General features: G+C 68.9%; 13 protein-coding genes and 1 pseudogene. 5 read left to right on the top strand and 9 right to left on the bottom strand.

Translation table 11 applies throughout. The annotated features are described in order from the left end of the window. Nucleotides 1-13: 13 nt before the first annotated feature. Nucleotides 14-316: an NAD(P) transhydrogenase subunit alpha gene (locus ACWZHB_RS33925; protein ID WP_056818017.1), complete on the bottom strand. Its 303-nt coding sequence runs from the start codon at nt 314-316 to the stop codon at nt 14-16. Next, complete coding sequence (locus ACWZHB_RS33920) at nt 316-1,434, bottom strand: Re/Si-specific NAD(P)(+) transhydrogenase subunit alpha (RefSeq protein ID WP_427905754.1); 1,119 nt, start codon at nt 1,432-1,434, stop codon at nt 316-318. The genes ACWZHB_RS33925 and ACWZHB_RS33920 overlap by 1 nt, the downstream gene beginning before the upstream one ends. A gap of 386 nt (nt 1,435-1,820) precedes the next feature. On the opposite strand from ACWZHB_RS33920, the pseudogene ACWZHB_RS33915 reads away from it, so the two are divergent. From ACWZHB_RS33915 to ACWZHB_RS33905, 3 genes and pseudogenes are all read left to right on the top strand, one after another. Further along, a pseudogene (locus ACWZHB_RS33915) lies at nt 1,821-2,282 on the top strand (HIT family protein); the annotation flags it as partial. After that, the gene (locus ACWZHB_RS33910) at nt 2,279-3,118 is read left to right on the top strand and encodes a maleylpyruvate isomerase family mycothiol-dependent enzyme (protein ID WP_427905753.1); all 840 of its coding nucleotides are present in this window, start codon (nt 2,279-2,281) and stop codon (nt 3,116-3,118) included. The pseudogene ACWZHB_RS33915 and the gene ACWZHB_RS33910, both read left to right, overlap by 4 nt. Then, entirely contained in the window at nt 3,118-3,759 is a 642-nt protein-coding gene (locus ACWZHB_RS33905; protein ID WP_427905752.1) for a Type 1 glutamine amidotransferase-like domain-containing protein, read from the top strand. The genes ACWZHB_RS33910 and ACWZHB_RS33905 overlap by 1 nt, the downstream gene beginning before the upstream one ends. Before the next feature lie 5 nt (nt 3,760-3,764). Here ACWZHB_RS33905 and ACWZHB_RS33900 read toward each other — a convergent pair whose 3' ends face one another. Both ACWZHB_RS33900 and ACWZHB_RS33895 read right to left on the bottom strand, forming a co-directional pair. Beyond that, the gene (locus ACWZHB_RS33900; protein WP_427905751.1) at nt 3,765-4,256 is read right to left on the bottom strand and encodes a GtrA family protein; all 492 of its coding nucleotides are present in this window, start codon (nt 4,254-4,256) and stop codon (nt 3,765-3,767) included. Between the two features lie 97 nt (nt 4,257-4,353). Next, nucleotides 4,354-4,665, bottom strand: coding sequence for a hypothetical protein (locus ACWZHB_RS33895; RefSeq protein ID WP_427905750.1), 312 nt, complete (start codon nt 4,663-4,665; stop codon nt 4,354-4,356). A gap of 320 nt (nt 4,666-4,985) precedes the next feature. Between ACWZHB_RS33895 and ACWZHB_RS33890 the strand changes: the two genes are divergently transcribed. Together ACWZHB_RS33890 and ACWZHB_RS33885 are read left to right on the top strand one after the other, a co-directional pair. Continuing rightward, nucleotides 4,986-6,359, top strand: coding sequence for an FAD-binding oxidoreductase (locus ACWZHB_RS33890; RefSeq protein WP_427905749.1), 1,374 nt, complete (start codon nt 4,986-4,988; stop codon nt 6,357-6,359). A gap of 19 nt (nt 6,360-6,378) precedes the next feature. After that, nucleotides 6,379-6,663, top strand: a complete 285-nt coding sequence (locus ACWZHB_RS33885; protein ID WP_427905748.1) for a GNAT family N-acetyltransferase — start codon at nt 6,379-6,381, stop codon at nt 6,661-6,663. A gap of 25 nt (nt 6,664-6,688) precedes the next feature. On the opposite strand, the gene ACWZHB_RS33880 is transcribed toward ACWZHB_RS33885, so the two are convergent. The 5 genes from ACWZHB_RS33880 to ACWZHB_RS33860 all read right to left on the bottom strand — a co-directional run bounded on the left by ACWZHB_RS33880 (nt 6,689) and on the right by ACWZHB_RS33860 (nt 24,758). Continuing rightward, nucleotides 6,689-20,593, bottom strand: a complete 13,905-nt coding sequence (locus ACWZHB_RS33880; RefSeq protein WP_427905747.1) for an amino acid adenylation domain-containing protein — start codon at nt 20,591-20,593, stop codon at nt 6,689-6,691. Next, nucleotides 20,590-21,279: a DUF6875 domain-containing protein gene (locus ACWZHB_RS33875; RefSeq protein ID WP_427905746.1), complete on the bottom strand. Its 690-nt coding sequence runs from the start codon at nt 21,277-21,279 to the stop codon at nt 20,590-20,592. Before ACWZHB_RS33875 ends, ACWZHB_RS33880 begins: the two co-directional genes overlap by 4 nt. Before the next feature lie 531 nt (nt 21,280-21,810). Next, nucleotides 21,811-22,968 carry an acyl-CoA dehydrogenase gene (locus ACWZHB_RS33870; RefSeq protein ID WP_427905745.1) on the bottom strand — a complete coding sequence of 386 codons (1,158 nt, stop codon included), beginning with the start codon at nt 22,966-22,968 and terminating at the stop codon, nt 21,811-21,813. Nucleotides 22,969-23,139: 171 nt separating this feature from the next. Then, entirely contained in the window at nt 23,140-23,799 is a 660-nt protein-coding gene (locus tag ACWZHB_RS33865; protein WP_427905744.1) for a TetR family transcriptional regulator, read from the bottom strand. A 77-nt stretch (nt 23,800-23,876) separates the two neighbouring features. Then, on the bottom strand, nt 23,877-24,758 hold the full coding sequence (locus ACWZHB_RS33860) for a hypothetical protein (protein WP_427905743.1): 882 nt from the start codon (nt 24,756-24,758) through the stop codon (nt 23,877-23,879). Nucleotides 24,759-24,863: the final 105 nt, after the last annotated feature.

Below are 24,863 nucleotides of genomic sequence, written 5' to 3'. Positions count from 1 at the left end.
TCGACTGCGTGCATCACTCGGCCGCCTTCTTCTTACCCTTGAACATGCCGAGCATGCGGTCGGTGACCACGAAACCACCGATGACGTTCAATGTTCCGAACACCACGGCGACGAACAGGATCACCTGCACCAGCAGCGAGGGGTCTTTCACATTGCCCAGGGTCACCAGCGCGCCGAGCACGACGATGCCGTGAATGGCGTTGGTACCCGACATCAGCGGGGTGTGCAGGGTGTTGGGGACCTTGGAGATCACCGCGAAGCCGACGAAGCCGGAAAGCACGAGGATCGCGATATTGGCGAGCAGTTCGGTGTACATCAGGCTTCCACCTCACGGGTGACGCAGGAATCCGCCAGCACCTGATCATCGAAATCAGGGGCGAGCTTGCCGTCGACCAGCATCAGTTCCAGCAGCGCCGAGATGTTCTTCGAGTACAGCTCGGAAGCGTGCTCGGGCATCGTGGCGGGCAGGTTCAGCGGCGAGGCGATGGTCACCTCGTGCTTGACGACGGTCTCGCCGGGTTCGGTGAGTTCGCAGTTGCCACCGGTCTCCCCGGCCAGGTCGACGATCACGCTGCCGGGCTTCATGCCCTCGACAGCGGCCGTGGTGACCAGGCGCGGTGCGGGGCGACCCGGCACCAGCGCGGTGGTGATCACGACGTCGAAGCCCTTGATGGCGTCTTCGAGGGCCTTCTGCTGCTGGGCTTTCTCCTCGTCGGTGAGTTCGCGGGCGTACCCACCCTCACCGGCGGCGTCGATACCCAGGTCGAGCCACTGCGCACCGACCGAGCGCACCTGATCGGCGACCTCGGGACGCACGTCGTAACCGGTGGTCCGCCCACCGAGGCGCTTGGCCGTTGCGAGGGCCTGCAGACCGGCGACACCGACACCGAGTACCAGTACGGTGGCCGGCTTCACGGTGCCCGCGGCGGTGGTGAGCATCGGGAAGAACCGGGTCGACTCCGACGCGGCGAGCAGCACGGCCTTGTAACCGGCCACGTTCGCCTGCGAGGACAGCGCGTCCATCACCTGCGCGCGCGAGATACGCGGAATCGCCTCGACGGCGAAAGCCTGCACACCGGCCGACTTCAGCGCGCCGATCTGATTCTCGGCATTGCGCGGGGCCAGGAAACCGATCATGGTCTGCCCGGAGGACAGCTTGGCCACCTCGGCATCGCTGGGCGGGGCGACCTTGACGACGACCTCGGCCGACCATGGGTCACCGATGGTCGCGCCTGCCGCTACATAGGCAGCGTCGGGGATGAGGGCGCCGAGGCCGGCACCGGCTTCCACGATCACCTCGACACCCTGCTTGGACAGGGCGGGGATGATCTTGGGCACCAATGCGACCCGCCGCTCACCCGGGCCGGACTCGCGAACGACTCCGACACGCGCTCCGCGCGGCGAACCCTCGCCCACGTTTTGCGTTGTCTCCACTAGTCAGACTTCCTTTTCGTGCTGGCTTCGAGCCTGGGAACAACGGGGCAGCCGAAGTTACCTGTGAGTAAGTTCGACTGAAATCCTGGCAACTGTACTCGGCTCGCGGTGAGCCTAGCGGAGATGCCCGTCACAACGGAGAACTGGACTGACGACCACAAAACGGACACCTGGGCCCTGATCAGCTGTAACAACCCGGCGGGCACCGGCCGGTGCCCGCACCCAGATTCGTCGCCGCAGGTGGGGCGTACAAGACCGCACATCCGGGTCGGTTACTTACCTCGACGTCCGGCTCCTGGCCGGATACCCCCACATTCGGCCAGACGTGACGCGCATCATGCCGGTGCGCGGTTCGGGCTGTTGCGCGACCCAGGTCACACCGTAGGGTCGAGGCCGTGAACGACTGCGCCTTCTGTCTGATCGTGGCGGGTGCCGCACCGGCGACCGTGATCTACTCCGACGACGCGGTGTGCGCGTTCCTCGACATCCGTCCCATCACCCGTGGCCATACGCTGATCGTTCCCAAGGTCCACGCGACCGAGCTCGACGATCTCGATCCCGAACTCGGGGCCCGCATCTTCCGTACCGGGCACCGTCTCGCTCGCGCCCTGCGCGTGAGCGGGCTCGCCAGCGACGGAGCCAATCTCATCCTCAACGACGGCACCGCCGCCTTCCAGACCGTCGGTCACGTCCATCTGCACGTGGTCCCGCGCAAACACGGTGACAGACTCACCTTCGCCAAGGGCTTCCTTTTGCGTCGTCCGCACGAACCGAATTCGACCGCAGCGGCGATCCGCGCGGGCCTGTCCGCGCTCGACCAGAGCGAAGCAGAAGGAGCACAGGGATGATCGAGACCCCCGGGCGCGAGCAGCTCACCGATCTGCTCGCCGAGCAGTGGGAAACCATCGGCCTGCTGGTCGCCGACCTGGACGAGAAGGCTTGGCGCCGAACATCTCCGCTGCCCGGCTGGACCCTGTTCGACGTGGTCGCGCACGTGGTCGGCACCGAATCGTGGCTGCTCGGCGATTCACCGCCGCCGCATGACCCGTTGCGTCCCAAGACCGACGTGCGCACGTTGCCGCATGTGCGCAACGAAGTGGCGGTGCTCAACGAGATCTGGGTCGACCGGTTGCGCCCGCTCTCCGGCAAGCGCCTGCTCGCGATGTTCGACGAGACCACCGAGCGTCGCCGGGCCGCACTGGCCGCCATGGACGACGAAGCCTGGCAGGCCTCGACCGTCTCGCCGGTCGGGCAGGTGCCCTACGGGCGGTTCATGCGGGTGCGGCTGTTCGACTGCTGGATGCACGAACTCGACCTGGCCGACGGGATCGGGCGCAGTGTGTCCGAAGGGGGTGCGCGGGCCGAGGCGGCGTTCGCCGAACTGACCATCGGGCTCGGCCGTGCGGTGGTGAAAGGTGCCAAGGCGCCGGAAGGTTCGCTGATCACCGTCGAGCTGACCGGGCCGGTGACCAGGCAGGTACACGTGTCGGTGGCCGGTGGGCGCGGGTCGGTGCTCGACGAGGCTCCCGGTGAGCCGACAACCGTGATCCGGCTGGACTCCGGACTCTTCGCTCGCTTGCGCGGCGGGCGCACCACCGCGGACCGGCACCCCGGCGAGGTCGCCGTCGAGGGTGATACCGCGCTGGGCGAGCGGCTCGTACGGAACCTGGCGTTCACCATCTGATGCGACTGTTCCTGGCCTCGTACCGGTTCGGTGGTTTCGCGGATCGGCTCGCCGGGCTCGTCGGCGCACCGGGGCGGGTCGCGGTGATTCCGAACGCGTGTGACGCGTGGCCCGATGCCTGGGCGTCGGCCGTGATGAGTGATGTGAAACCACTGGAGCAGCAGGGTTATTCGCCGGAGGTTCTCGATCTGCGTGCGTACGTCGGGCAGCCGGACCGGCTGGAACGGCATCTTCGCGGGTTTGCGATGGTCTGGGTGCGTGGCGGCAATACGTTCGTCCTGCGGGCCCAATTCGCCCGCAGCGGTGCCGATTCCGTGCTTACCGCCTTGTTGCGCGCGGATGCGCTGGTGTACGCGGGCTACAGCGCGGGTGCGTGTCTGCTCGGACCCGATCTGCACGGGCTGGAAACCATGGACGACCCAGCCGAGGTGCTGCCCGCCACCGGGATCGAACCACGCTGGGACGGACTGGGTTTGGTGGGTCGTCGGCTGGTCGTTCATCTGGACTCCCCCACTGACCCGGACGGAGAATCCGCGGCGATGCTGGCCAACTGTGTGGCCGAGGAGATCCCGCACTGGGCGCTCACCGACAGCGACGTCGTCCTGGTCGACGGCGATCGCACCGAGGTGCTCCGGGGCTGACCCGATCAGGCAGTGGTCAGCGCCGGTTTGCGGCGGAACACGATCCAGCGCATCGCGCTGTACATGTACACGGCCTCACACGCGCCCGCGAGCAGCCTGGCCACGTGATATTGCACGCCGAGCGCGGCGAGACCCGAGCCGACGCCGAGGATGAACGCCAGATAGTTCACCAGCACCACCACCACATAGACCGCGGCCTGCTTGCCCATCGGGGCGTGCGAGTGGAAATTGAAGGTGCGGTTGAGCAGGAAGGCCAGCCCGAACGCGACGATGTAGGCGAGGGTGATCGACAACCAGACCGCCAGGCCGAGGCCGCTGCGCAGGAGCGTGAGCAACAGCAGGTCGACACCGAAGGTGAAGCTGTTGATCAGCGCGAAGCCGAGGAAGGTGGCGGGCACATAGCGGTCGAGCCCCCACGGCAGCCGCGCGACGACCGCCTCGCACCAACGGGTGAATCGGTCGGCCACCGACTCGGTGACACTCGCCTGATGCTCCACGCCGCCAGCCTGCCAGCGGCAGGTGAAGCCAGGGTGAGCAACCGGCAAACGGGCCGGGCGTCAGCGCCCCGGGGTGCGGCCGACGCGACGCGGAGCGTCAGCGACCGACCGCGGCGATCGGGCGGGTGTCGTAGGTGGTCCATGTGGTGAGGCAGCGGCGACGGGTGAGCTCATCGGACTCGGTGAGGAGCGCATCGCGCAGCAGGCGCGGATCCGCGGCCCAGCCTTCGGCGATCTCGGCCAGCGCGCGGACACCGAACATCCCGGTCGCTTCCAGCGCCCGCAACCATTCGGCGTGTGCGCCGGTGTAGACGCGGTGCATCGCATCGGTGTCGATGCCCGCGTCGGCGAACTCGGCGGCCAACAGCGCACCGACCAGCTCAGCGCGGTTCTGCGGTTCCTTCATCATCGCCAGTCCTCCCTGCGAAAAACGGTGCGGCGCAACAGCGTCGCGTGATCGGCACGCGGGCGGCGCACCGTGGAGCGGAACTCGAAACACGCTGGGCGGCGAGGCAATTCACCGTCGAACACACCCGGTATGGGCATTGTGAAGCATTGGACGGCGTATACACCAACGGGGCGCGCCAAATCACAGTCATGCGGAAACTCACTTGTTCGGCAACACTGCGCATCTGGTCGCATGATCACCAGGCCGCGGTGGATTTCCCTTCTCGGGCGACCAGGACGAACTGCCCGCGAGAGACCGGGTGCGCGGGTTAGCGTGGGTGCGTGGACGAGCGCAGCGTTGACCTCGGTTCGTTGATTTCCGGCTTGTCGGACGGGGCTGTCGTCATCGACCCCGATCTGCTGGCGGGGTATCGCCAGGATTGGGCACGTGATCCCGACGCGGGGACGCCGATGGCCGTGGTGCGGGCGCGCGGGACCGCGGATGTGGCCGCCACGCTGCGCTGGGCACAGGCGAACAAGGTGGCGGTGGTGCCGCGTGGTGCCGGTTCGGGGTTGTCGGGCGGGGCGACCGCGGTGGACGGCGGGATCGTGCTCAGCACCGAGTTGATGCGCGAGATCAGCGTCGACGCGCTCACCCGGATCGCGGTGGTGCAACCGGGGTTGCTCAATGCCGAGGTGAAGCGGGCCGTCGCCGCCGAGGGGCTCTGGTATCCGCCCGATCCCTCGTCGTTCGAGATCTGTTCGATCGGTGGCAACGCGGCGACCAACGCGGGCGGGCTGTGCTGCGTGAAGTACGGCGTGACGACCGACTATGTGCTCGGTATGGAAGTGGTGCTGGCCGACGGGACCGTGGTGCGGCTGGGTGGGCCCCGGCTCAAGGACTCGGCTGGGTTGTCGCTGACGAAACTGTTCGTCGGGAGCGAGGGCACGCTCGGGGTGATCACCGAACTCACCCTGCGGCTGCTGCCCGCGCAGCCACCGCAGTCGACCGTCGTGGCGAGTTTCGGTTCGCTCACCGCGGCGACCGACGCGATCCTGGCCATCACCTCGACGCTGCGCCCCGCCATGCTCGAATTCATGGACACCGTCGCGATCAACGCGGTCGAGGACGAGATGCGCATGGGATTGGACCGCACCGCCGCCGCGCTGCTCGTCGCCCGCTCCGACGCCCCTGGCGAATTCGCCGGGCACGAGGCCCAGCTGATGGTCGACCTGTGCGAGAAAGCCGGGGCGACCGAGGTTTTTCACACCGCCGATGCCACCGAAGGTGAAGCCTTCACCGCCGCACGACGATTCGCGATTCCCGCGGTGGAGAAGATCGGGCCGCTGCTGCTCGAAGACGTCGGGGTGCCGCTGCCCCGCCTCGGCGACCTGATCGCCGGCGTCACCGCCATCGGCGAACGTCACGATGTGCTCGTGTCGGTGATCGCGCACGCGGGCGACGGCAACACCCACCCGCTGATCGTGCACGACCCCACCGATCCCGACAACACCGCCCGCGCCCATCGCGCCTTCGGCGAGATCATGGACCTGGCCATCGCCCTCGGCGGCACCATCACCGGCGAACACGGCGTCGGCCGTCTGAAAAAGGCCTGGCTACCCAACCAGGTCGGCCCCGAGGTCATGGCTCTGACCCGGCGTATCAAAGACGCCCTCGACCCCGAAGGCATCCTCAACCCCGGCGCGGTCCTGTAGCGCGACTAGCATCCGAACCATGACCACCAGGCTCGAACACAACGTCGCCGACACCCGCTACGAGATCTACCACGACGACGTCCTCGCGGGCTACGCCGACTACGCCGAACGGGAAGACACCAAGGTCCGCGACTTCCACCACACCATGACCTTCCCCGAATTCCGGGGCAGAGGAGTAGCGGCCGAAGTCGTGAAATACGGCCTCGACGACTCCCGCGAACACGGCTTCCAGATCATCCCCACCTGCTGGTACGTCGAAAAATACATCGCCGAACACCGGGAATACGCCGACCTGGTTGCCTGATCGGCGCCCGGAGCGAAAGGTCGGCCTAATCGCGCAGATACCGGGCCAGAATCGGGCCGATCACGGCAAGGGCAGCCGGGCCGGTGAGCCGGTTGTGCTCGTGGCCGGTCTGATGGTCGATGATCTCGCCACGGACGTAGGGCCGCCAGGTATCGGCGTTGGGCAGGTAGCCAGGACGGGCGCCGGTGCTGCTGAAGAACAGCAGGTCGCCGTCGAACATCCCGGGTTCGTACGCCGCGGCCTCGCGCACTATCTGCTGGTAGTCGGCGTAGAGCCGCCGCAGGTCCGCCGCGGTGAGCGCGCCGAGGAGCCCGTGGGCTCGGTTACCGGCGCCGACCTCGTTGTCGGCGCCAGTCAGCGGTGCGGCGGTGTAGCCCACCGTCGCGGAATCGGCCGGCGACGCTGGCGGCACGATTCGATCGGGAGCGTCGACGGCAGCGCCGGCACGGAGAAGTTCAGCGGCCTGTTCGGCCTGCGGGCGGTCGCCGTCGAGCAACGCCACGTCCACGCCGCCGAACTCGGCGAGCAGCACCTCCGGCGGCGGCAACTCGGCCGCGCTGGCCGGGTCTACGTCCGCGCGACCGTCGAGGATGGTCAGGGCGTCGACCCGCGCGCCACGGCGCTGGAGTTCGACAGCGACAGCGTGCGCGATCGGCCCACCCGCGGAGTAGCCGAGCAGCCGATACGGTCCGTCGGGCTGGATCGTCTGGATCTCGTCGGCGTAGCGGGCGACCCTGTCCCGGAGCGGGCGGTCGGGTTGGTCGGCCGCGATCCCGGGCGACTGCAGACCGTAGACCGGGAAGCCTGGGTCGAGGTGACCGACCAGACCGGTGTAGCACCAGGCCACCCCGATCGCCGGGTGCACGCAGAACAACGCGGGACCGCTTCCGCCCGAGCGCAAGGGCAACAGGGTTCGCAGGGCGGGGTCGATCTGATCGCCGGCCCCGGCGATGCGCTGGGCGAGCGCGCCGGGCGTCGGGTCGCCGAACATCCACTGCACCGGCATCGCGACATCGAGCCGGTCACGGATCTGGGAGACCAGCCGGACGGCGATCATGGAGGTACCGCCGAGTTCGAAGAAGTTGTCGTCCAAGCCGACTCGTTCGACACCGAGAACCTCCTCGAACACGGCGACGACGGCCTCCTCGACAGGTGTCACCGGCGGCCGGTAGGGCAGGTCGGCCCGGCGCTCGGGTGCGCGTACCACCGGATAGACGACGGTTCCGGGCGGTGCGGTGACGTCGATCTCGCCGAGCACCCGGCCCGGGTCGGCGGTGAGCGCGTCGAGCACGTCGACGAACCGGTCTGCCAGCGTCCGCGCGGTGGGCGCCTCGAACAGGTCGCGAGCGAAGGTGAGCGTGGCCGACATGCCCGCGGGCGCACCGTCGGGACCGAAGTTCTCGGCCAGCATCCATTCGAGATCGAATTTCGCGCCGACGGGCGGCATCTCGCGTGGGCTGATCCGCAGCCCGGGCAGTTCCACCGGCTCCCGATCGAAGTTCTGGAAGACGAGCAGCACCTGGAACAGCGGGTGGTGCGCAGTGGACCGGGCGGGTGCCATCACCTCGACCAGCCGCTCGAAGGGGACATCGGCGTTGCCGAACGCGTCCAGGTCACCGTCCTTCGTCGCGGCGAGCAGCGTGTCGAAAGTGGCCTCGGGGTCGAGGTGGCTGCGCAGCACCAGCGTGTTGACGAACATGCCGACGAGGTCGTCTAGTTCGCCGTCGCCGCGGCCCGCGACGACCGAGCCGATCGCGATATCGGTGGTGTCGGACAGCCTGGCCAGCAGTACCGCCAGTGCCGCGTGGGCAACCATGAACACGCTGACACCGTGCCAGCGGGCCAGCTCACGCAACCGCACCTGGATCGTGGTGTCGATGTCGAATTCCACCAAGCCCGCGCGGTGGGTGAGCACCGCCGGGCGCGGATGGTCGCTGGGCAGCGCCGATACCTCGGGCAGCCCATCCAGCACGGTGTGCCAGTACTCCAGCTGCTGGTGCGACACACTGGTGGGATCGCGCTCGGCGCCGAGCAGTTCGTGCTGCCACAGCGCGAAGTCGGGGTATTGCAACGGCAATGGCGTCCAGGTCGGCACGGCGCCCGCCCGCCTGGCCGCGTAGGCCACCAGCACGTCGCGGGTCAGCGGTGCCAGTGACCATCCGTCGGAGGCGATGTGGTGCAGCGTCACCACCAGCACCGACCGGTCGTCCTCGATCCGGAGCAGGCGCAGCCGCACCGGCAGGTCGGTGGTCAGGTCGAAGCCATGACCGATCTCGGCGGCGACTCGTTCCTGGATCTGATCCGGCTCGATGGTGTCGAGCTGAATCGGCACCGACGCATCGCCGACGGCACGCACCTGCTGATACGGCTCGCCCTCGGCGTCCACCGGATATACCGTGCGCAGCGATTCGTGACGGGCCACCACGTCCATCAGCGCGGCTCGCAGTACGTCCGGCTCGAAGTCGCCTTCGATCGTCAGCACGATCGGGACATTGTGGGCGGGCGAGGTGGGGTCGTACCGGTTGAGAAACCACATGCGCCGCTGCGCCGCCGAGAGCGGGACCCGGTCGGGGCGGTGGCGGGGGCCGGGGCGCGGGCCGGGCGGGGTGGCCGCGGTGCGCACCGCGACGGCGAGTTCGGCCACGGTCGGCGAGTCGAAGACCACGCGCAGGGGAATGCGGACGTCGAGCGCGGCGCCGAGACGGGCCGCGATCCGGGTGGCGATCAGGGAGTTGCCGCCGAGGGCGAAGAAGTTGTCGTCCAGCCCGACCGTGGGGACGCCGAGCAGTTCGGCGAAGGTGTCGGCCACCGCTCGTTCGGTGGCGGTGACGGGCGCGCGGAACCGGCCCGACCTGATGTCGGGGGTCGGCAGCGCGCCGCGGTCCAGTTTGCCGTTTCCGGTGCGCGGCAAGGCATCGATGACGACGAACGCCGTCGGCACCATGAACGACGGAAGACGCAGCGCCAGCGCTTCTTTCACTGCATCGAGGTCGAACCGCGCCGAAGACTCCGGCACCAGGTAGGCGACGAGCAGTTCACCGAGTGCCGCGTCGGTGTGGACGGTGACCACGGCCTGGTGCACCGTCGGGTCGGCGGTGCAGGCCGCTTCGATCTCGCCCGGTTCGATCCGCAGGCCGCGCAGCTTCACCTGCAAATCGGAGCGGCCGAGGTACTCGAGGCCATGAACGCGCCTGCGCACGAGATCGCCGGTGCGATACATCCGCTCACCCGGCGCGCCGTACGGGTCGGCGACGAAACGCGCGGTGGTGAGATCGGTGCGGCCGTGATAGCCACGGGCCAGCGCCTGCCCCGCCAGATACAGCTCGCCCGCCACACCGTCGGGAACGGGATAGAGCCGCTCGTCGAGAACCAGCGCGGCAAGGCCGGGAACCGGTGTGCCGATGGTGATCTCGGCGCCGGCGACGAGCGGGCCTGCGCCGGTCGCCCAGATCGTCGCCTCGGTCGGGCCGTAGTCGTTGAAGTGCACGCGATCCGGCGCCGCCCACCGCTGTACCAGTTCCGGCGGGCACGGTTCGCCGCCGGTGATGATCGCCCGCAGGTGTTCGTAGGCCACCTTGTCCACCGATGACAGCGCCGAGGGGGTGAGCGCGATGTGGGTGACCCGTTCCCGAGTCAGCAGCGCGCCGAGTTCCACACCACCGAACGCGGTCGGCCCCGCGACCACCAGGGTCGCCGATGCTCCAGCGGCCAGCAGCAGTTCCAGTACGGCGGCGTCGAAGCTGGGTGAGGCGACGTGCAGCACCCGCGATTCGCTGGTAGTGCGCAGCCGTTCCCGTTGTGCGACAACCAGGTTCGCCAGACCCGCATGGGTGACGACCACACCCTTGGGGCGGCCGGTCGACCCGGATGTGAAGATCACGTACGCCGGGTGCGCGCATCGCGGTGTCGCGTGGCGCTCGCCCGGATCGATGGGCGCGTCCGAGGTGACGGCGGGATCATCCAGCAGCAACCAGCGCACAGACCGGAAGTCCGGGTGCGCGCCATCGCTGTGCGGCGCAGAGCCCACCGAGCCGTCGGCACGCGGGCGGATCGATTCGGTGTCTGAGGTGGTGATGCCGAGCGATGCGCCGGAGTCGGCGAGGATCTGGGCGATGCGTTCGGCAGGGTAGGCGGGATCGACGGGGACGAAGGCGGCGCCGGTTTTGGCTACCGCCCAGACCGCGAGGACCGACTCGGCGCTGCGGCGGACGGCGATGACCACGAGCTTCTCCGGACCCGCCCCGGCCTGGATCAGCATGCGGGCCAGTCGGTTCGAGCGCTGGTCGAGCTCGCGGTAGGTGAGCCGGGTCGGCCCGTCGACGATGGCGATGCCGTCCGGGTTCTCGGTGACGGCGGTAGCGAGTATTTCGGGGAGGACGGCCGGTGCCGCCACAGCGGGTGATGCGTCGCCGGGCAGCTGAGCGTGCTCGCGAACGTCGAGCAGGTCGATATCGCCCACCGGCACCTCGGGATTCGCCACCACGGCGCGCAGGAGGCGGAGCCAGCGGTCGGCGAAGCTCGCCGCGGTGCTCGCGTCGAAAAGATCTGTGGCATAGCCGAACCGGACGGCGAGACCGCCCGCGGCGTCGTCGCCGACCGTGACGCTCAGGTCGAATCGCAGGCTCTGCTGGTCCAGGTCCATCGCCTCGACGCGGAGTCCGGGCAGCGAGATCTCGGTGCGGCCGAGGTTCTGGAACACCAGCATGGCCTGGATCAGCGGATGTCGCGCCGCCGAACGTGCGGGTTCGAGCAGGTCGACGAGTTGTTCGAAGGGAACCTCGGCGTGCGCGAAGGCGTCCAGATCGGTGCCACGCACCCGGTCGAGGAGCTGCGAGAAAGGCAGTGCGGCAGGTACTTCGGTGCGCAGCACCACGGTGTTGACGAACATCCCGACCACGTCGTCGAGTTCGGCGGCGCCACGCCCGGCAACCGGAGTACCGACGGCGACATCGGCGGTGCCGCCGAGCCGGGCGAACAGCACCGCGAGCGCGCTGTGCAGCACCATGAACAGCGTGCTGTGGTGACGCGCGGCGAGCTGTTCCAGCGCGGTTCGGAGATCGGTCTCCACCGTGCGTGCGATGGTGCCCGCACGCAGTGACGCGACGGCGGGCCGGGGACGGTCGGCCGGTAGTTCGAGCCGATCCGGCAGTCCGGCAAGGGTTTCGGTCCAGTAGGTCAGCTGCCGGGCCGACATCGAATCGGGATCGTCGGCACTGCCCAGCCGATCTCGTTGCCAGAGTGTGTAATCCGCGAACTGCACGGTGGGTGCGGGCCACTGCGGTGCGGCACCGGCGGTACGTGCGGTGTAGGCGGACATCACATCGCGCGCCAGCGTTCCCATCGAGTAGCCGTCGGCACTGATGTGGTGCACCACCACGGCCAGCACGTGTTCCCCGGGACCGGGCCGGAACAGTCGCACCCGCACCGGGACAGCGGTCGCTACATCGAAACCCGTTGCTATACAGGACAGTACGGCTCCCGGCAAATTGTCGGGGGCGATATCGAGCACGTCGATGTCGTGGTCGAGCTCCGTCGGTTCGACGACGACCTGGTAGCCGATTCCATCGTGATCGGGATACATCGTGCGCAGTGCCTCGTGCCTGCCGACCACATCGATCAGCGCCGTCCGCAACGCGACGACGTCGAGATGTCCCGTCAGTCGCAGGACGACCGGGATGTTGTAGGCGCCGGAGGACGGGTCGTACCGGTTGACGAACCACATGCGCCGCTGGGCGGGTGCGAGTGGAATCCGTTCGGGGCGCGGACCCGCGCACGGGCCACCGAGCGCACCCGCGGAGCCCACGGTGTCGCGGGCGATCCGGGCAGCGAGGCCGTGCACGGTCGGCGCTTCGAACAGCAGCCGCACGGGCACCTCGACGCCCAGTTCGGCGCCGAGCCGGGCGGCCACCCGAGTCGCCGACAGGGAGTCGCCGCCGAGCGCGAAGAAGTCGTCGTCGGCGCCGACGTCGGGATGCGCGAGGACCGCCGCGTAGGCCTGCGCCACCACCCGTTCGGTGCCGACCGGCGCGACGTAGGGCGCGACGGTGTACCGAGGTTCGGGCAGCGCGCGCACGTCGACCTTGCCGTTGCCGGTGACCGGCAGGGCGTCCAGCACCGTGACCGTCGCGGGCACCAGGTGCCGGGGCAGCCGCCGCACCAGGAACTCGCGCAGCGCGGTCGGGGTCAGCTCGGCGCCGGCGATCGGGGCGACATACGACGCCAGGGTCTGCTCGCCCTTCGGTCCGCGCCGCGGCACGGTGACGGTCAGCGCGACGCCGGGCGCCGCGAGCAGCGCCGCGTCCACCTCGCCCGGCTCCACCCGGATTCCGTGCAGCTTGATCTGGGAATCGTTGCGCCCCACGTAGCCCAGCCGGTTCGTCGACGTCCGGCGCACCAGATCGCCGGTGCGGTACATGCGTTCGCCGGGCGCGCCGAACGGGTCGGCCACGAAACGTTCCGCGGTGCGCGCGACCGCGCCCACATACCCCCGAGCCACGCCGGGTCCCATCAGATACAGCTCGCCGACCGCACCGACGGGGACGGGCCGCAGCCACCGGTCCAGGACCGCGAGGCCGCAACCCGGTAGTGGCGCACCGAGATCGGTCGTGGCGTCTCCGGTCAGCGGGGCGCTGACCGTCACGGCTACGGTCGACTCGGCCGGACCGTACGAGTTGAGGATCGTCCGCCCCTGACCCAGCCGCGCGACCAGCTCGGGCGGGCAGGCTTCGCCACCGGTGACGATCGTGCGCACCCCGGTGACGGTGGGCAGTGTGGTGAGGACCGCGGGCGGTGCGACCAAGTGGGTCACCGCGCCTGCGGCGATGACCTGGGCGAGCGCTTCGCCCGCCATCGCTCGCGGCGGCGCGACCACGAGCGTGGCGCCAGCATGACAACCGGTCAGCCACACCAGAATCGAGGCATCGAAGGCGGGATTCATGCACCACAGGAGGCGATCGCCAGGACCGGCGCGCAGGCGCGCGAGGACGCCGTCGACCAGTCCGCTGAGACCTGCGTGGGTCACCATCACGCCCTTGGGGACGCCGGTCGATCCGGACGTGTAGATCAGATAGGCGGGGTGTCCGGCATGCACCGGACGAACCCGTTCGGCGTCGATCACCGGTCCCGAGGGGCGGGCCGCGGTACAGGTGGCGGCCGGCTCGTCGTCGACTACTATCCAGGACACCGTGTCGGGCAAGGCTTTCCGGTGGACCGCGAGTGTAATGCCCAGTCGGGCAGCGCAATCGTGCGCGACAGCGCCGATACGCTCGACGGGGTGGTCGATATCCACGGGGACGAACGCCGCCCCGGACTTGGCGATCGCCCACGCGGCGAGCAACCATTCCGGCGAGCGCGGCATCGCGATCAACACGGCGCCCTCCGGTCCCGCGCCCACCGCGATCAGAGTGCGCGCCAACCGATTCGACCGCTCGTCGAGTTCGGTGTACCCGAGCTCCGCGTGATTCCCTACGACAGCGATCGCACCGGGCCGTACCCCGGCGGTGAGCAGTTCGGGCAGCAAGCGCATCGGCCGCGGCCTGGCCCGGACGATCGCGGCCCCGTCGACACCGCGCACCGCCGCGACCGGCAGCACTGGATCCGCGAGCAGGCCGACGATCCGGGCCAGCCGAGTCGCCAGCGCGGTGGCCTCGGCGTCGTCGAAGAACCGGTCTGAGCAGGTCAGGTGGAGCTGTAATCCGTCGCGCGCCTGCGCGGCCAGGCACAGCGGATAGTGGGTGCCGTCGTGGGCGCGGAAGTCGCGGATCCGCAGACTCGCCTGCTCGGAAGCCGCCCGCAGCCCCTCGACGTCCATCGGATACGACTCGAAGACCATGCTGGTGTCGAACAACGGGCCGACGCCGGCCAGCGCCTGGATCTCGTTGAGCCCCAAGAAGTTCTGATCGACAAGGGCGCCCTGTTCGCGCTGCACCCGAGCCAGCAGCTCGCCGACCGGCTCGTCCGGGACCAGCCCGATCCGCACCGGGACGGTGTTGACCAGCATGCCGACGATCCGCTCGGCGCCGGCCAGGTCCGGTGGACGACCGGACACGGTGGTGCCGAAGACGACGTCGGTGTGCCCGGTCAGCTCGGCCAGCAGCAGCGCCCACGCGGTCTGCACGAGCGTGTTCACGGTGATGCCGCGTTCGGTGCGATAGTGGGCGAGCGCGGCGACAGCGTCGTGCGCCAGCGGCACCTCGCGACGCAGCTCGCCGGGGTCGCCGTCGTGGCCGAGCGGGGGGCGGACCGCCGTGATCAGGGTTGGTCCGGCCAGTTCCGCCAGCGCTTCGGACCAGGCCACGCGCGCGAGCGCGGCATCCTGGCGGTCGACCCATTCCAGGTACCGCAGATACGACACCGGCTCGCCGAGCCCGCCGTCCGCGCTGTCGTACAGCGCGAGGAGCTCGCCGAGCAGCAACGGCATCGACCAGCCGTCGAGCACCAGATGATGATTGGTGACGATCAGGCGGACATCGCGCGGTCCGCAGCGCACACACAGGAAGCGCAGCAGCGGCGGCTGTTGCGGGTCGAACGGCCGGGCGAGTTCGCGCGCGGCGATCGCGGCACAGTCGGCCGGGCTCGCCTCGAGCACCTGCCACGGCACGGCGACCTCAGCGAGTACCAGCTGGGCCGCCGAGTCCGGGGTGGTCACGAAGGCGGTGCGCAGCGCGGGATGCCTGCGCACGAGCGTGGTGGCGGCCGTCTCGAGGCGATCGAGATCGACCTCGCCCGCCAGCTCGAAAACCGTCTGCACGGCGTACTTGTCGGCGTGCCCGGCGGTGAGCCTGGTGTGGAACAGCAAGCCCTGCTGCAACGGTGCCAGCGGCCAGACGTCCGCGAGGTCGGGATAGCGGTGCTGCCAGTCGGCGAGCTGGGTCGCGGTCACCGGCACCATCGCGATATCCGACGGTGTCAATCCGCCCGCACCCGGCTCGCCCACCGCGTCCGCGATCGCGGTCACCATCGAAACCCAGTGCTGGGCAATCCGTTCCACTTCCGCACGGCCGATGACTTCGGCCGGGAACCGCCATACGGCCCGGACTACGGGTCCGTCGGGCTCGTCTATGGTGACCGCGTCGAGGGCGATGACCGCCGATGCGGGCAGCTCTGCAGCGCCCGCCCCACCCAGTTGGTCGGCCACGCCGACCGGCAGCCACGGGATACCCGCGTCAGTGCCCGCGATCTGGCCGAGATAGTTGAACCCCACCTGCGGCGTGCCCGCGGCACGCAGCCGGTCGGCGCCACCGCGATGGCGCGACAGACCGACGCCGCCGTCCGCCACCGCGCCCGTCTGCTCGTTCACCGCTGCCACCTGACCGGCGCCCAGCTGATCGCTCACCACTGCCACCTGACCGGCGCCCAGCTGATCGCTCACCGCTGCCACCGGATCCGCGCCCAGGTGTCGCAGCAGGCCGAAGCCGAAGCCGCCGTGCGGCACCGCACGCAACTGTTCCTTCACCGCGGCGACCGCGGACACCGGATCGGGCGCGGAGTCGATGTCGAGCGCGATCGGGAACTGACTGGTGAACCAGCCGACGGTGCGTGACAGGTCAGCGCCGGGGACCACGGTCTCGTCCCGGCCGTGCCGCTCCACCATGAGCAGCGTGGGCCCTCGGTGACCGCCGTCGGCCGCCGCGGTTCCCCGGTGCTCGGTCAGCGCCGACACCAGCGCGGCGAGCAGCGCCTCCTCGACCCCGCAGCGCAGGGCGATCGGCAGATACCGCAGGAGCTGGCTGCTCGCCGCGGCGGGAATCCGCACCTCGATACGGTCGACGCCCGCACCGGCATCGCGCGCGGGGTCGAGTGCGCGCGCACCAAGCCGCGGCCGCGCCGTGTCGAGCACACCGCACCAATAGTCCAGCTCTTCGGCCCATTCCGGGGCCGCCGCGACCACACCGAGCGCGTGCGCCCAGGTCCGCATCGAGGTGCCCACAGGGAGGAGCTGTGGCACTGTGCCCTCGGATACCGCCGCCCACGCGGCCATCAGATCGGCAATCAGGATCCGCCAGGACACCGCGTCGACGGCCAGGTGATGCACGGCGAGCACGAGTCGTCCGCCGGGACCACCTGGGTCCAGCCAGGTAGCGGCGAGGACGACCCCCGCTTCCGGGTCGAGCCGGCCCACCGCCGCCGCTGTCGCCCTGCCGATGGTGGCGGAATCGATCCGCAGTCCGTGGTCACCAACCCCCGCCGCAACGACCGAACCTGCTGCGGCGGAAGCCATCCGCGCATCCGCACCATGGTCACCAACCCGCGCCGCGACCGCTGAATCTGCTGCGGCGGAATCGATTTGCACCTCCGCACCGTGGTCACCAACCCGCGCCGCGACCGCCGAACCTACTGCGGCGGAATCGATTCGCGCATCCGCACCGTGGTCACCAACCCGCGCCGGGACCGCCGAACCTGCTGCGGCGGAATCGATCCGGGTGCACAGGACGTGATCGAAACCCGTGGTGACATCGATGGTCGCGGGCGGGGTGACCTCGATTCGCGTGCCGTCGACAACGCGGACACGGAGCATGTCGTGGTGGTCGATGACCGCTTGGAGCGTGCGCACCAACCGGGTGTAGTCGACGCTGTCCGGCAGTGCCAGCACTATCGTCTGCGCGAATCGCTGCCAGCGTGGCTGGGACAGCAGCCAGTCCACAATCGGCGTCCGAGGCATCGAACCCACACCGCCGCCGGGTATTTCACGCAGAACGGCCCGCTCACCCGGCGCCTCGACAACCGCGGCGAGGCCGGCCGGGGTCGGGTGCTCGAACACGTCTCGCGCCGAGAAGACCAGTTCGGCGGCCCGGCCCCTGGTCACCAGCTGGATCGACAGGATCGAGTCGCCGCCGAGCGCGAAGAACGAGGACTCGGCGCCGACCTCCGGCACGCCGAGTACCTCGGCGAACAGTCCGCACAGCCGCTGTTCGACCGCCGACGCGGCCGCGCTCGGCATCGTGGGCGTGGTGTCCGGCTCGGGCAAGGCCTGCCGGTCGACCTTGCCGTTACCGGTGAGCGGCAGCGCCTCGAGCACCGTGACGGCGCCCGGCACCAGGTGCCCGGGCAACCGGTGCAGGCAGTACTCCCGAAGCGCGGCGCCGTCGAGCGTGCCCGCCTCGTGCGTCGGCACCACATACGAGGCGAGCACAGCACGGCCCGTTCGCCCCGTCCGCACCACCGTCACCGCGAATTCCACACCGGGACAGGTGGCCAGCACCGCATCGACCTCGCCCGGCTCCACCCGCATACCGCGCAGTTTCACCTGGAAGTCACTGCGGCCCGAGTACTCCAGAACGAACGGCACCTCGACACTCGCCGGTGCGGCCTTATCTACCTCCGCGCCCTCCGTGCTGTTCGGATCTGCGGTGCCACGAATCCCGTTGCGGGCGAACGGGTCCAGGGTTTCGCCGGACCCGGCCTGCTCGTCCGCGCGCCAGCGGACCAGGTCGCCGGTGCGATACAGCCGACTGCCCGGCGCCCCGAACGGATCGGCGATCATGCGCTGCGCGGTGGCACCGGGCCTGCTCGCGTACCCGCGGGCCAGACCGGGACCCGCGATGTAGAGCTCACCGGGAGTTCCGACCGGCACCGGCCGCATTCGGCGATCCAGGACATGCAGGGTCACGCCGGGTACGGGCGATCCGATCCCCGCACAGCGACCGGAGGCCAGCGGCGCCGTGAACGTGGCGGCCACGGTCGTTTCCGACGGGCCGTACGAATTCACCAGGGCGCGACCGGAACCGAAGCACGCCACCACCTCCGGCGGGCAGGCCTCGCCGCCGGTGGACACCACGCGCACGCCGTCGAGCGCGCCGGGCCGCAGCGTCGTGAGCACGGCGGGCGTCGAGCACAGATGGGTGATCGACGACTCGCGGATCACCGTGGCCAGGTCCGCTCCCGCTACGGCCTCGGCGATCACCAGCGTCGCGCCCGCACTGAAGGCGACCAGCAGTTCGAGTAGGGACGCGTCGAAACTCGGGTTGAGACAGTGCAATACGCGTGACTGCCGATCCGCTCCGTAGGCATCGCGCACCGCCGAGGCCAGCGTGGCGATCCCCGCGTGGGTGACCACGACGCCTTTGGGAGTGCCGGTGGAGCCCGAGGTGAACACGATGTAGGCGGGATTCTCGATCCGTGGCCGTGGCAGCCGCACCGCGGCGTCGTCATCGCCGAGGTCGTCCAGCACGATCCACGTCACCGAATCGGGCAGCTCGGGTCGCCGGTCCGCTGTCGTGATGCCGAGTAGCGCACCACATTCCGCCGCCATCGCCACCAAGCGAGGCGCCGGATTCGATACGCCGACCGGCACATAGGCCGCACCCGAGCGGACGACGCCCCAGAACGCCACCACCGATTCCACCGACCGCGGCAGCGCGACCAGCACGGCGCGCTCCGGCCCCGCCCCCGCCGCGACGAGCCGGCGCGCCAGCCGTGCCGAAACCTTTTCCAGCGCACCATAGGTGAGTTCTCGCTCGCCGGACACCACCGCGGTCGCCGCGTGACCCGCCGCCCGCAGCCCCGCATCGAGTACGTCGGCGAGCAGCCGCGGTGCGGGTGCGGGGGTACCGCGCAGACCCGCGCGCAGCGGTAGTTCATCCGGGAGGAAGTACTCGAGGGTACGCACCGCGGTGTCCGGCTCGGCGTCGATCATCGCCTCGAGCAGCGCGAGGAATCGCCGATGATGCCGGGCGAGGGTCTGCTCGTCGTAGAGGTCGGGGTTCGCGGTGAAGTCGACGTGGATCGGGCTGTTCGCGCCATGCTGGTAGAAGTTGACGAACAGGTCCTCGATCGGGCCCGAGGTCAGCACGTGCAAGCTCGTCTCGACACCCGTGAAGTCGACCTCGGCCGGGAACAGCATGATGTTGACCACCGGACCGACGAAGCCACGCCCGCCCGCCGGGTCGCCGTCGGCCTCCCCGTGCCGGATCTCCTCGTGCCGGTACTGCTGATGCCGCAGCGCGCCCGAGACCTCCACCCGGATCGCGTCGACCAGTTCGGCGACGGTGCTGTCCGCGCCGACGCGCACCCGCAAGGGCACCACGTTGGCCAGCATGCCGCCGGACCGGCGCAGCACCGCGGTGGTGCGGCCGGACACCGGCAAGCTCAATACGACGTCCTCGGTGCCGGTCGCCTGCGCGTAGTACACCGCCAGCGCCGCCATCGCCAGCCCCGGCGTCCCCGCCCCGAAGCGCGCGGCCGCCGCGTCGAGGCGCGCTTTCGTCGCGGCCGGCAGTTGCGCGCGGTGCTGGCGGCCGAGCGCGTGCGCGGGTGCGGCGGCGTCGACCAGACTGCACCGCTGCGGCATCTGCGCGATCCGTCCTGCCCAATAGTCGGCGTCGGCGGTGTGGCGTGTGCTCTCGCGATAACGCAGCTCCGCGTCGTGCACGGTGTGCAGGCTCGCGGCCGTGCAGGGCGGCGGATCCCGTCCGGCCAGCGCGGCGTTGTAGAGCTCGGCCACCCGGTACAGCGCTGTCGCGGAGGCGAACCCGTCGATCACGAGGTGGTGCGCACGCGAATACCACAGCACCCGCCGCGGTCCGATCCGGATCAACACCGACACCCACAGCCGATCACCGAGCAGATCGGTCGGCGCCGCCACGTCGGCACGCATCCAGCGCAGCGCCTCGCCCTCGGGGTCGGCCGCATCGCTGAAGTCCAGGCGCGACAGCGTCGGTTCGATCCGCCGGTCGACCGTCTGGTGCGGCCCGTCGTCGGTGTCGACCAGCCGCAACAGGCCCGATTCGAACTCCCGTCCCGTCTGCTGTGCCACCGCGACGAGGGTGTCGATATAGAGCGGGCCGCGCATATCGATGTATTGCGCCTCGTACAGCGGCACCGCCGGATCGAGCTGCTGGGCGTACCACATGCCGAGCTGGGCCGGGGAGAGCGGAAACTCCTCGACCGCTGCCGACTCGGTGTGCGGCGCGGTCGACAATTCGCGGGTCATCGCCGTCGCCCTCCGGCACCGATCGGCTGCGGCAACTGGGGCTCGTCGACGTGGTACGCGGGTACTTCGGCGCCGTTGCTCGCGATGAGTCTGGCCACCACGACACTGCGGACATGCGCGGGCAGGCCGGGCGCGAACTTCCGGACGTAGGCCGACATCCACTCCGGGCGCGAGAGCAGGAACGGGAAGTCGGTGGCCATCATCGTGCGCACCACCAGCATCGGGATCGGCGCGTCGAGCGGGTGATAGTCCTTGTTCCACAGGCCGGGCTCGGTGCACCCCGGATAGAACTGCCCGAGCATCAGGCCCTGTTCGACGAACTCCGACTTGAGCTCGGCGTGCAGGTCGTCGATCAGCGAGTAGTCGTGCAGATCGGGCAGGGCGGTCACCAAACAGCGCAGCACCGTGGACCCGCCCGTGTCCGGCGGCAGGGTCGGGAACAGCTCCAGCGCGTCGGAGAGGACCAATCGAACATACGGCGACCACGGCTGCGCGCCCGCGACCCGGCCGACCCAGGTCAGGTCCCGGTGCATCGATGGGCCGACATACGGGCAGACCGGTCCCTCACGGCCGATCATGTCCAGCGGCTGGGTGAGATGGTCCTGCGCCCACGTGCGGACCCGGTCGAGAAGGTCCTGCATGAATCGCGACCCGTCCCCCGAACTGGACAGCGGAAGCCAACTCATTCCCGAACGTGTTCCAGAAATTACCTCGGTCATAATTCACCCCGCTAGATAACGAGCGAGAGAATCGCGGCGGGACCGGGCACGCGAGTACATGGCCACTCGAATTTCGGTGGAGTCACGCACACTCAATATTTCAGCGCTCTGCATCCTGTTGCCGATTCCTGCGATCAGTGGGCTGATGGCCAGCTCACAGCGACTATCCAGTCAGGAGGATCGACATCGGCCACATACCTGCACCCCGACCGGCTCAGGTTGATCCCACCTGTCTTGGTATATGGCACGGAAGGCGCGAAACGAATCGCCGCCGAGCGGCAAATGAATAACCCTCCGATATCGGTTGAATTTCCCGATACATTATCCGTTCTAACTGCAGCCACAATTCGGTCGCCATTACCCGGTCAGCGGCCGAGATCGAGGTAACGCCGCGGAATCGGCCGGAATCAGGTGTCCGTCGCCGTGGGCATCAGAAACAGACGCGGCCCCCCGACGGGGGTCCGTCGGGGGGCCGCGGAAGCGCTGGCGTGCTGGGTATCAGCGCAGGATGTTGCGGGCCATCACCAGACGCTGGATCTGGTTGGTGCCCTCGTAGATCTGGGTGATCTTCGCGTCGCGCATCATGCGCTCGACCGGGAAGTCGGTGGTGTAGCCCGCGCCGCCGAAGAGCTGGACGGCGTTGGTGGTGACCTCCATGGCCACGTCGGAGGCGAAGCACTTGGCGGCGGCGGAGATGAAGCCGAGGTTCTTCTCGCCGCGCTCGGCGCGGGCGGCCGAGGTGTAGACCATCAGGCGGGCGGCCTCGATCTTCATGGCCATGTCGGCCAGCATGAACTCGGTGTTCTGGAAGCTGGCGATGGTCTTGCCGAACTGCTTGCGATCCTTGGTGTAGGCGATCGCGGCGTCGAGCGCACCCTGGGCCAGGCCGACGGCCTGCGCGCCGATGGTCGGGCGGGTGTGGTCGAGGGTCTGCAGGGCGGTCTTGAAACCGGTGCCGGGCTCACCAACGATGCGGTCGCCGGGGATGCGGCAGTTCTCGAAGTAGAGCTCGGCGGTAGGCGAACCCTTGATGCCCAGCTTGTGCTCGAGCGGGCCGACCACGAAGCCCTCGTCGTCTTTGTGGACCATGAACGAGGAGATGCCGTTGGCGCCCTTGTCGGCGTCGGTCACGGCCATCACGGTGTACCAGGAAGACTTGCCGCCGTTGGTGATCCAGCACTTGGAGCCGTTGAGGACCCAGTCGTCGCCGTCGGCCTTGGCGCGGGTGCGCATGGCGGCGGCGTCGGAACCGGCCTCACGCTCGGACAGCGCGTAGGAGGCCATCTCACCGTTGACGATGTCGGCCAGGACCTTGGTCTTGAGCTCTTCGGAGCCGTTGAGGATCAGGCCCATGGTGCCGAGCTTGTTCACGGCGGGGATCAGCGAGGAGGAGCCACAGATCCGGGCCACTTCCTCGATCACGATACAAGTGGCGACCGAGTCGGCACCCTGGCCGCCGTAGGCCTCTGGCACGTGCACGGCGTTGAAGCCGGCGGCGTTGAGCGCGGTGAGCGCCTCCTCCGGGAAGCGGGCGTTGCCGTCGACGTCCTTGGCGAACGGAGCGATTTCCTTCTCCGCGAGGCCACGGATGGCACCGCGCAGCTCGTCGTGGAAGTCCTCGAGCTTGAACAGGTCGAAATCGGGGTTACCGGCCATCGGGGGCACACTCCTGGTCGTGGTCGTGATCGCTGCGCGGTCTCACAGCGCGTGGTGCGTCGGCACGCAGTGCCAATCTACCGAGGATTATACGCGCGGCACTCTATCGCTACATGGGGATATATGGGTGGCACTCAGTGTCACCGTCTCACGCATCGGCGTGAGTGGCGCTCACAGGTTACCGAGGCGGGCGGTGAGTAGATCGGCCACCTTGCGTGGCGGCATGTCGCGGGGGAACACAGCGAGCACCATCTCCTCGGGCTCGGCCTGAGCCCGCCTGCCACGCGGGATCATGTCCAACTCGGTGCGCAGATCGGCCACCGTCGCTCCCGATTCGCCGCGCACCATCCGGCGCAGCAGGTAGTTGTGCGTGGCGGTGACAGCGGCCGTGTACTGCACCCGCGCGAGATCGGGTACCTCCGGCAACCGTCCGCGCAGGAACTCGGTGAACAGCCGCTCGTACCGGAACACCGTCACGATCTCGCGCTCCCGCAACGCGGGCACCCGCCGCACTACCTGATACCGCCGCGCCGCGATATCGCGCCACTGCGTGAACCGCTCGAACACCCCGATCACGGCCTCGCACACCGCATCCCACGGATCACCCTCGCCCCCTTCGAGGAACTCCTGCGCCGAGGCCAGCTGGAACTCGTGATCAGCGAAGATCACATCCTCTTTCGACCGGAACTGGCGAAAGAACGTCCGCCGCGAAATCCCCGCGGCCACCGCGATCTCGTCCACCGTCGTCGCCTCGTACCCTCGCTCGGCGAACAACCGCAACGCCTGATCAACCACCGTGAGCCGAAACTGCGCCGCATCATCGTGTGCCACGGGGGTCAACCGTAGTCATCGCCCGGCAAGTGCCTCACACGACGTCGTACAACGACACCACCCGAGCGGCGTGCTTGTCATTCGGCGAACAGTTCAGCCACCGAGGACACGTCCAGGGACCGACGGAGCCACGCGGCCAACTGATCTTCGTCATCACAATCCTGGATCCGGTCCGCCACCTCGTCGGTGACGACAACGCCCCGGTGCCGCAGAATCATCAGCACATCCTCGACGCACCGCTCCGCGCGCCCTTGCGCGCGCCCTTGCGCCCGGAGCTTCTGCGCGGATTCCGATCGGAAGAACGAGAGATCGACTGCCATGTACTTCCTCCAGGTCTCAGCGGCTTCGGTATTGGAGATGCCTTGCTCGATCAACTCGACGTAGAACTCGGTCGTCTCGTTCCCGCCGAGTCGGCGGATGCCCGCAACGATCGCTCTCAGTATCGCACCGATCTCCGCCTCACGGGCATGGGTGACGGCCGACAATGCCGCCAAGGGCAGATCTTGGACGACCACGGCCGGGTCGGTGACCGCTGGCACATTGCTCGGGCCGAGCACCAACGGATGCAATGTGATCGTCGTCCAGAACGCGTGCCCCAGTTTCATCGGAGCTGTCGCCCACCGCGCGGTGACGTGGTCATGACAGATGACGACGAGGATGACGGGCAGCTTGTACTTGTTGCGCAGGAAGGTCACGTAATACGACCAGGAATCCGGTCGGGAATCGTCGACAGAGGAATGAGCCTCGACCACCATCAGAAACCTGTCGTCGACAGTCGTGATGTCCAAGATCGTGTCAGCACGCCGCTCGACCGGATTCGTCTCCGTGAGATCTACCGAAACTTGCTCTACCGCAGTCGGTTTGGAGAATGGCAGCTTCAATACGGCGAAGGCGTGGGCAATCGCCGCCGCATCATGCTGGAAGATCCGATGCATCGCTTCGTGCGATGAGGTCACCATGCGGCGACGGTACGTCTGATCGAACATCAGCACGAAAGCGGCGGCGATTCCCCGGAATTCGGCAATTCGGATTCCGCGTCGATGGGGCGAGGTTTCGCCCCATCG

The organism is Nocardia sp. FBN12 (assembly GCF_054031145.1).
The sequence above is the reverse complement of the archived record's forward strand: the minus strand, read 5'-3'. Positions and strand labels throughout refer to the sequence as shown.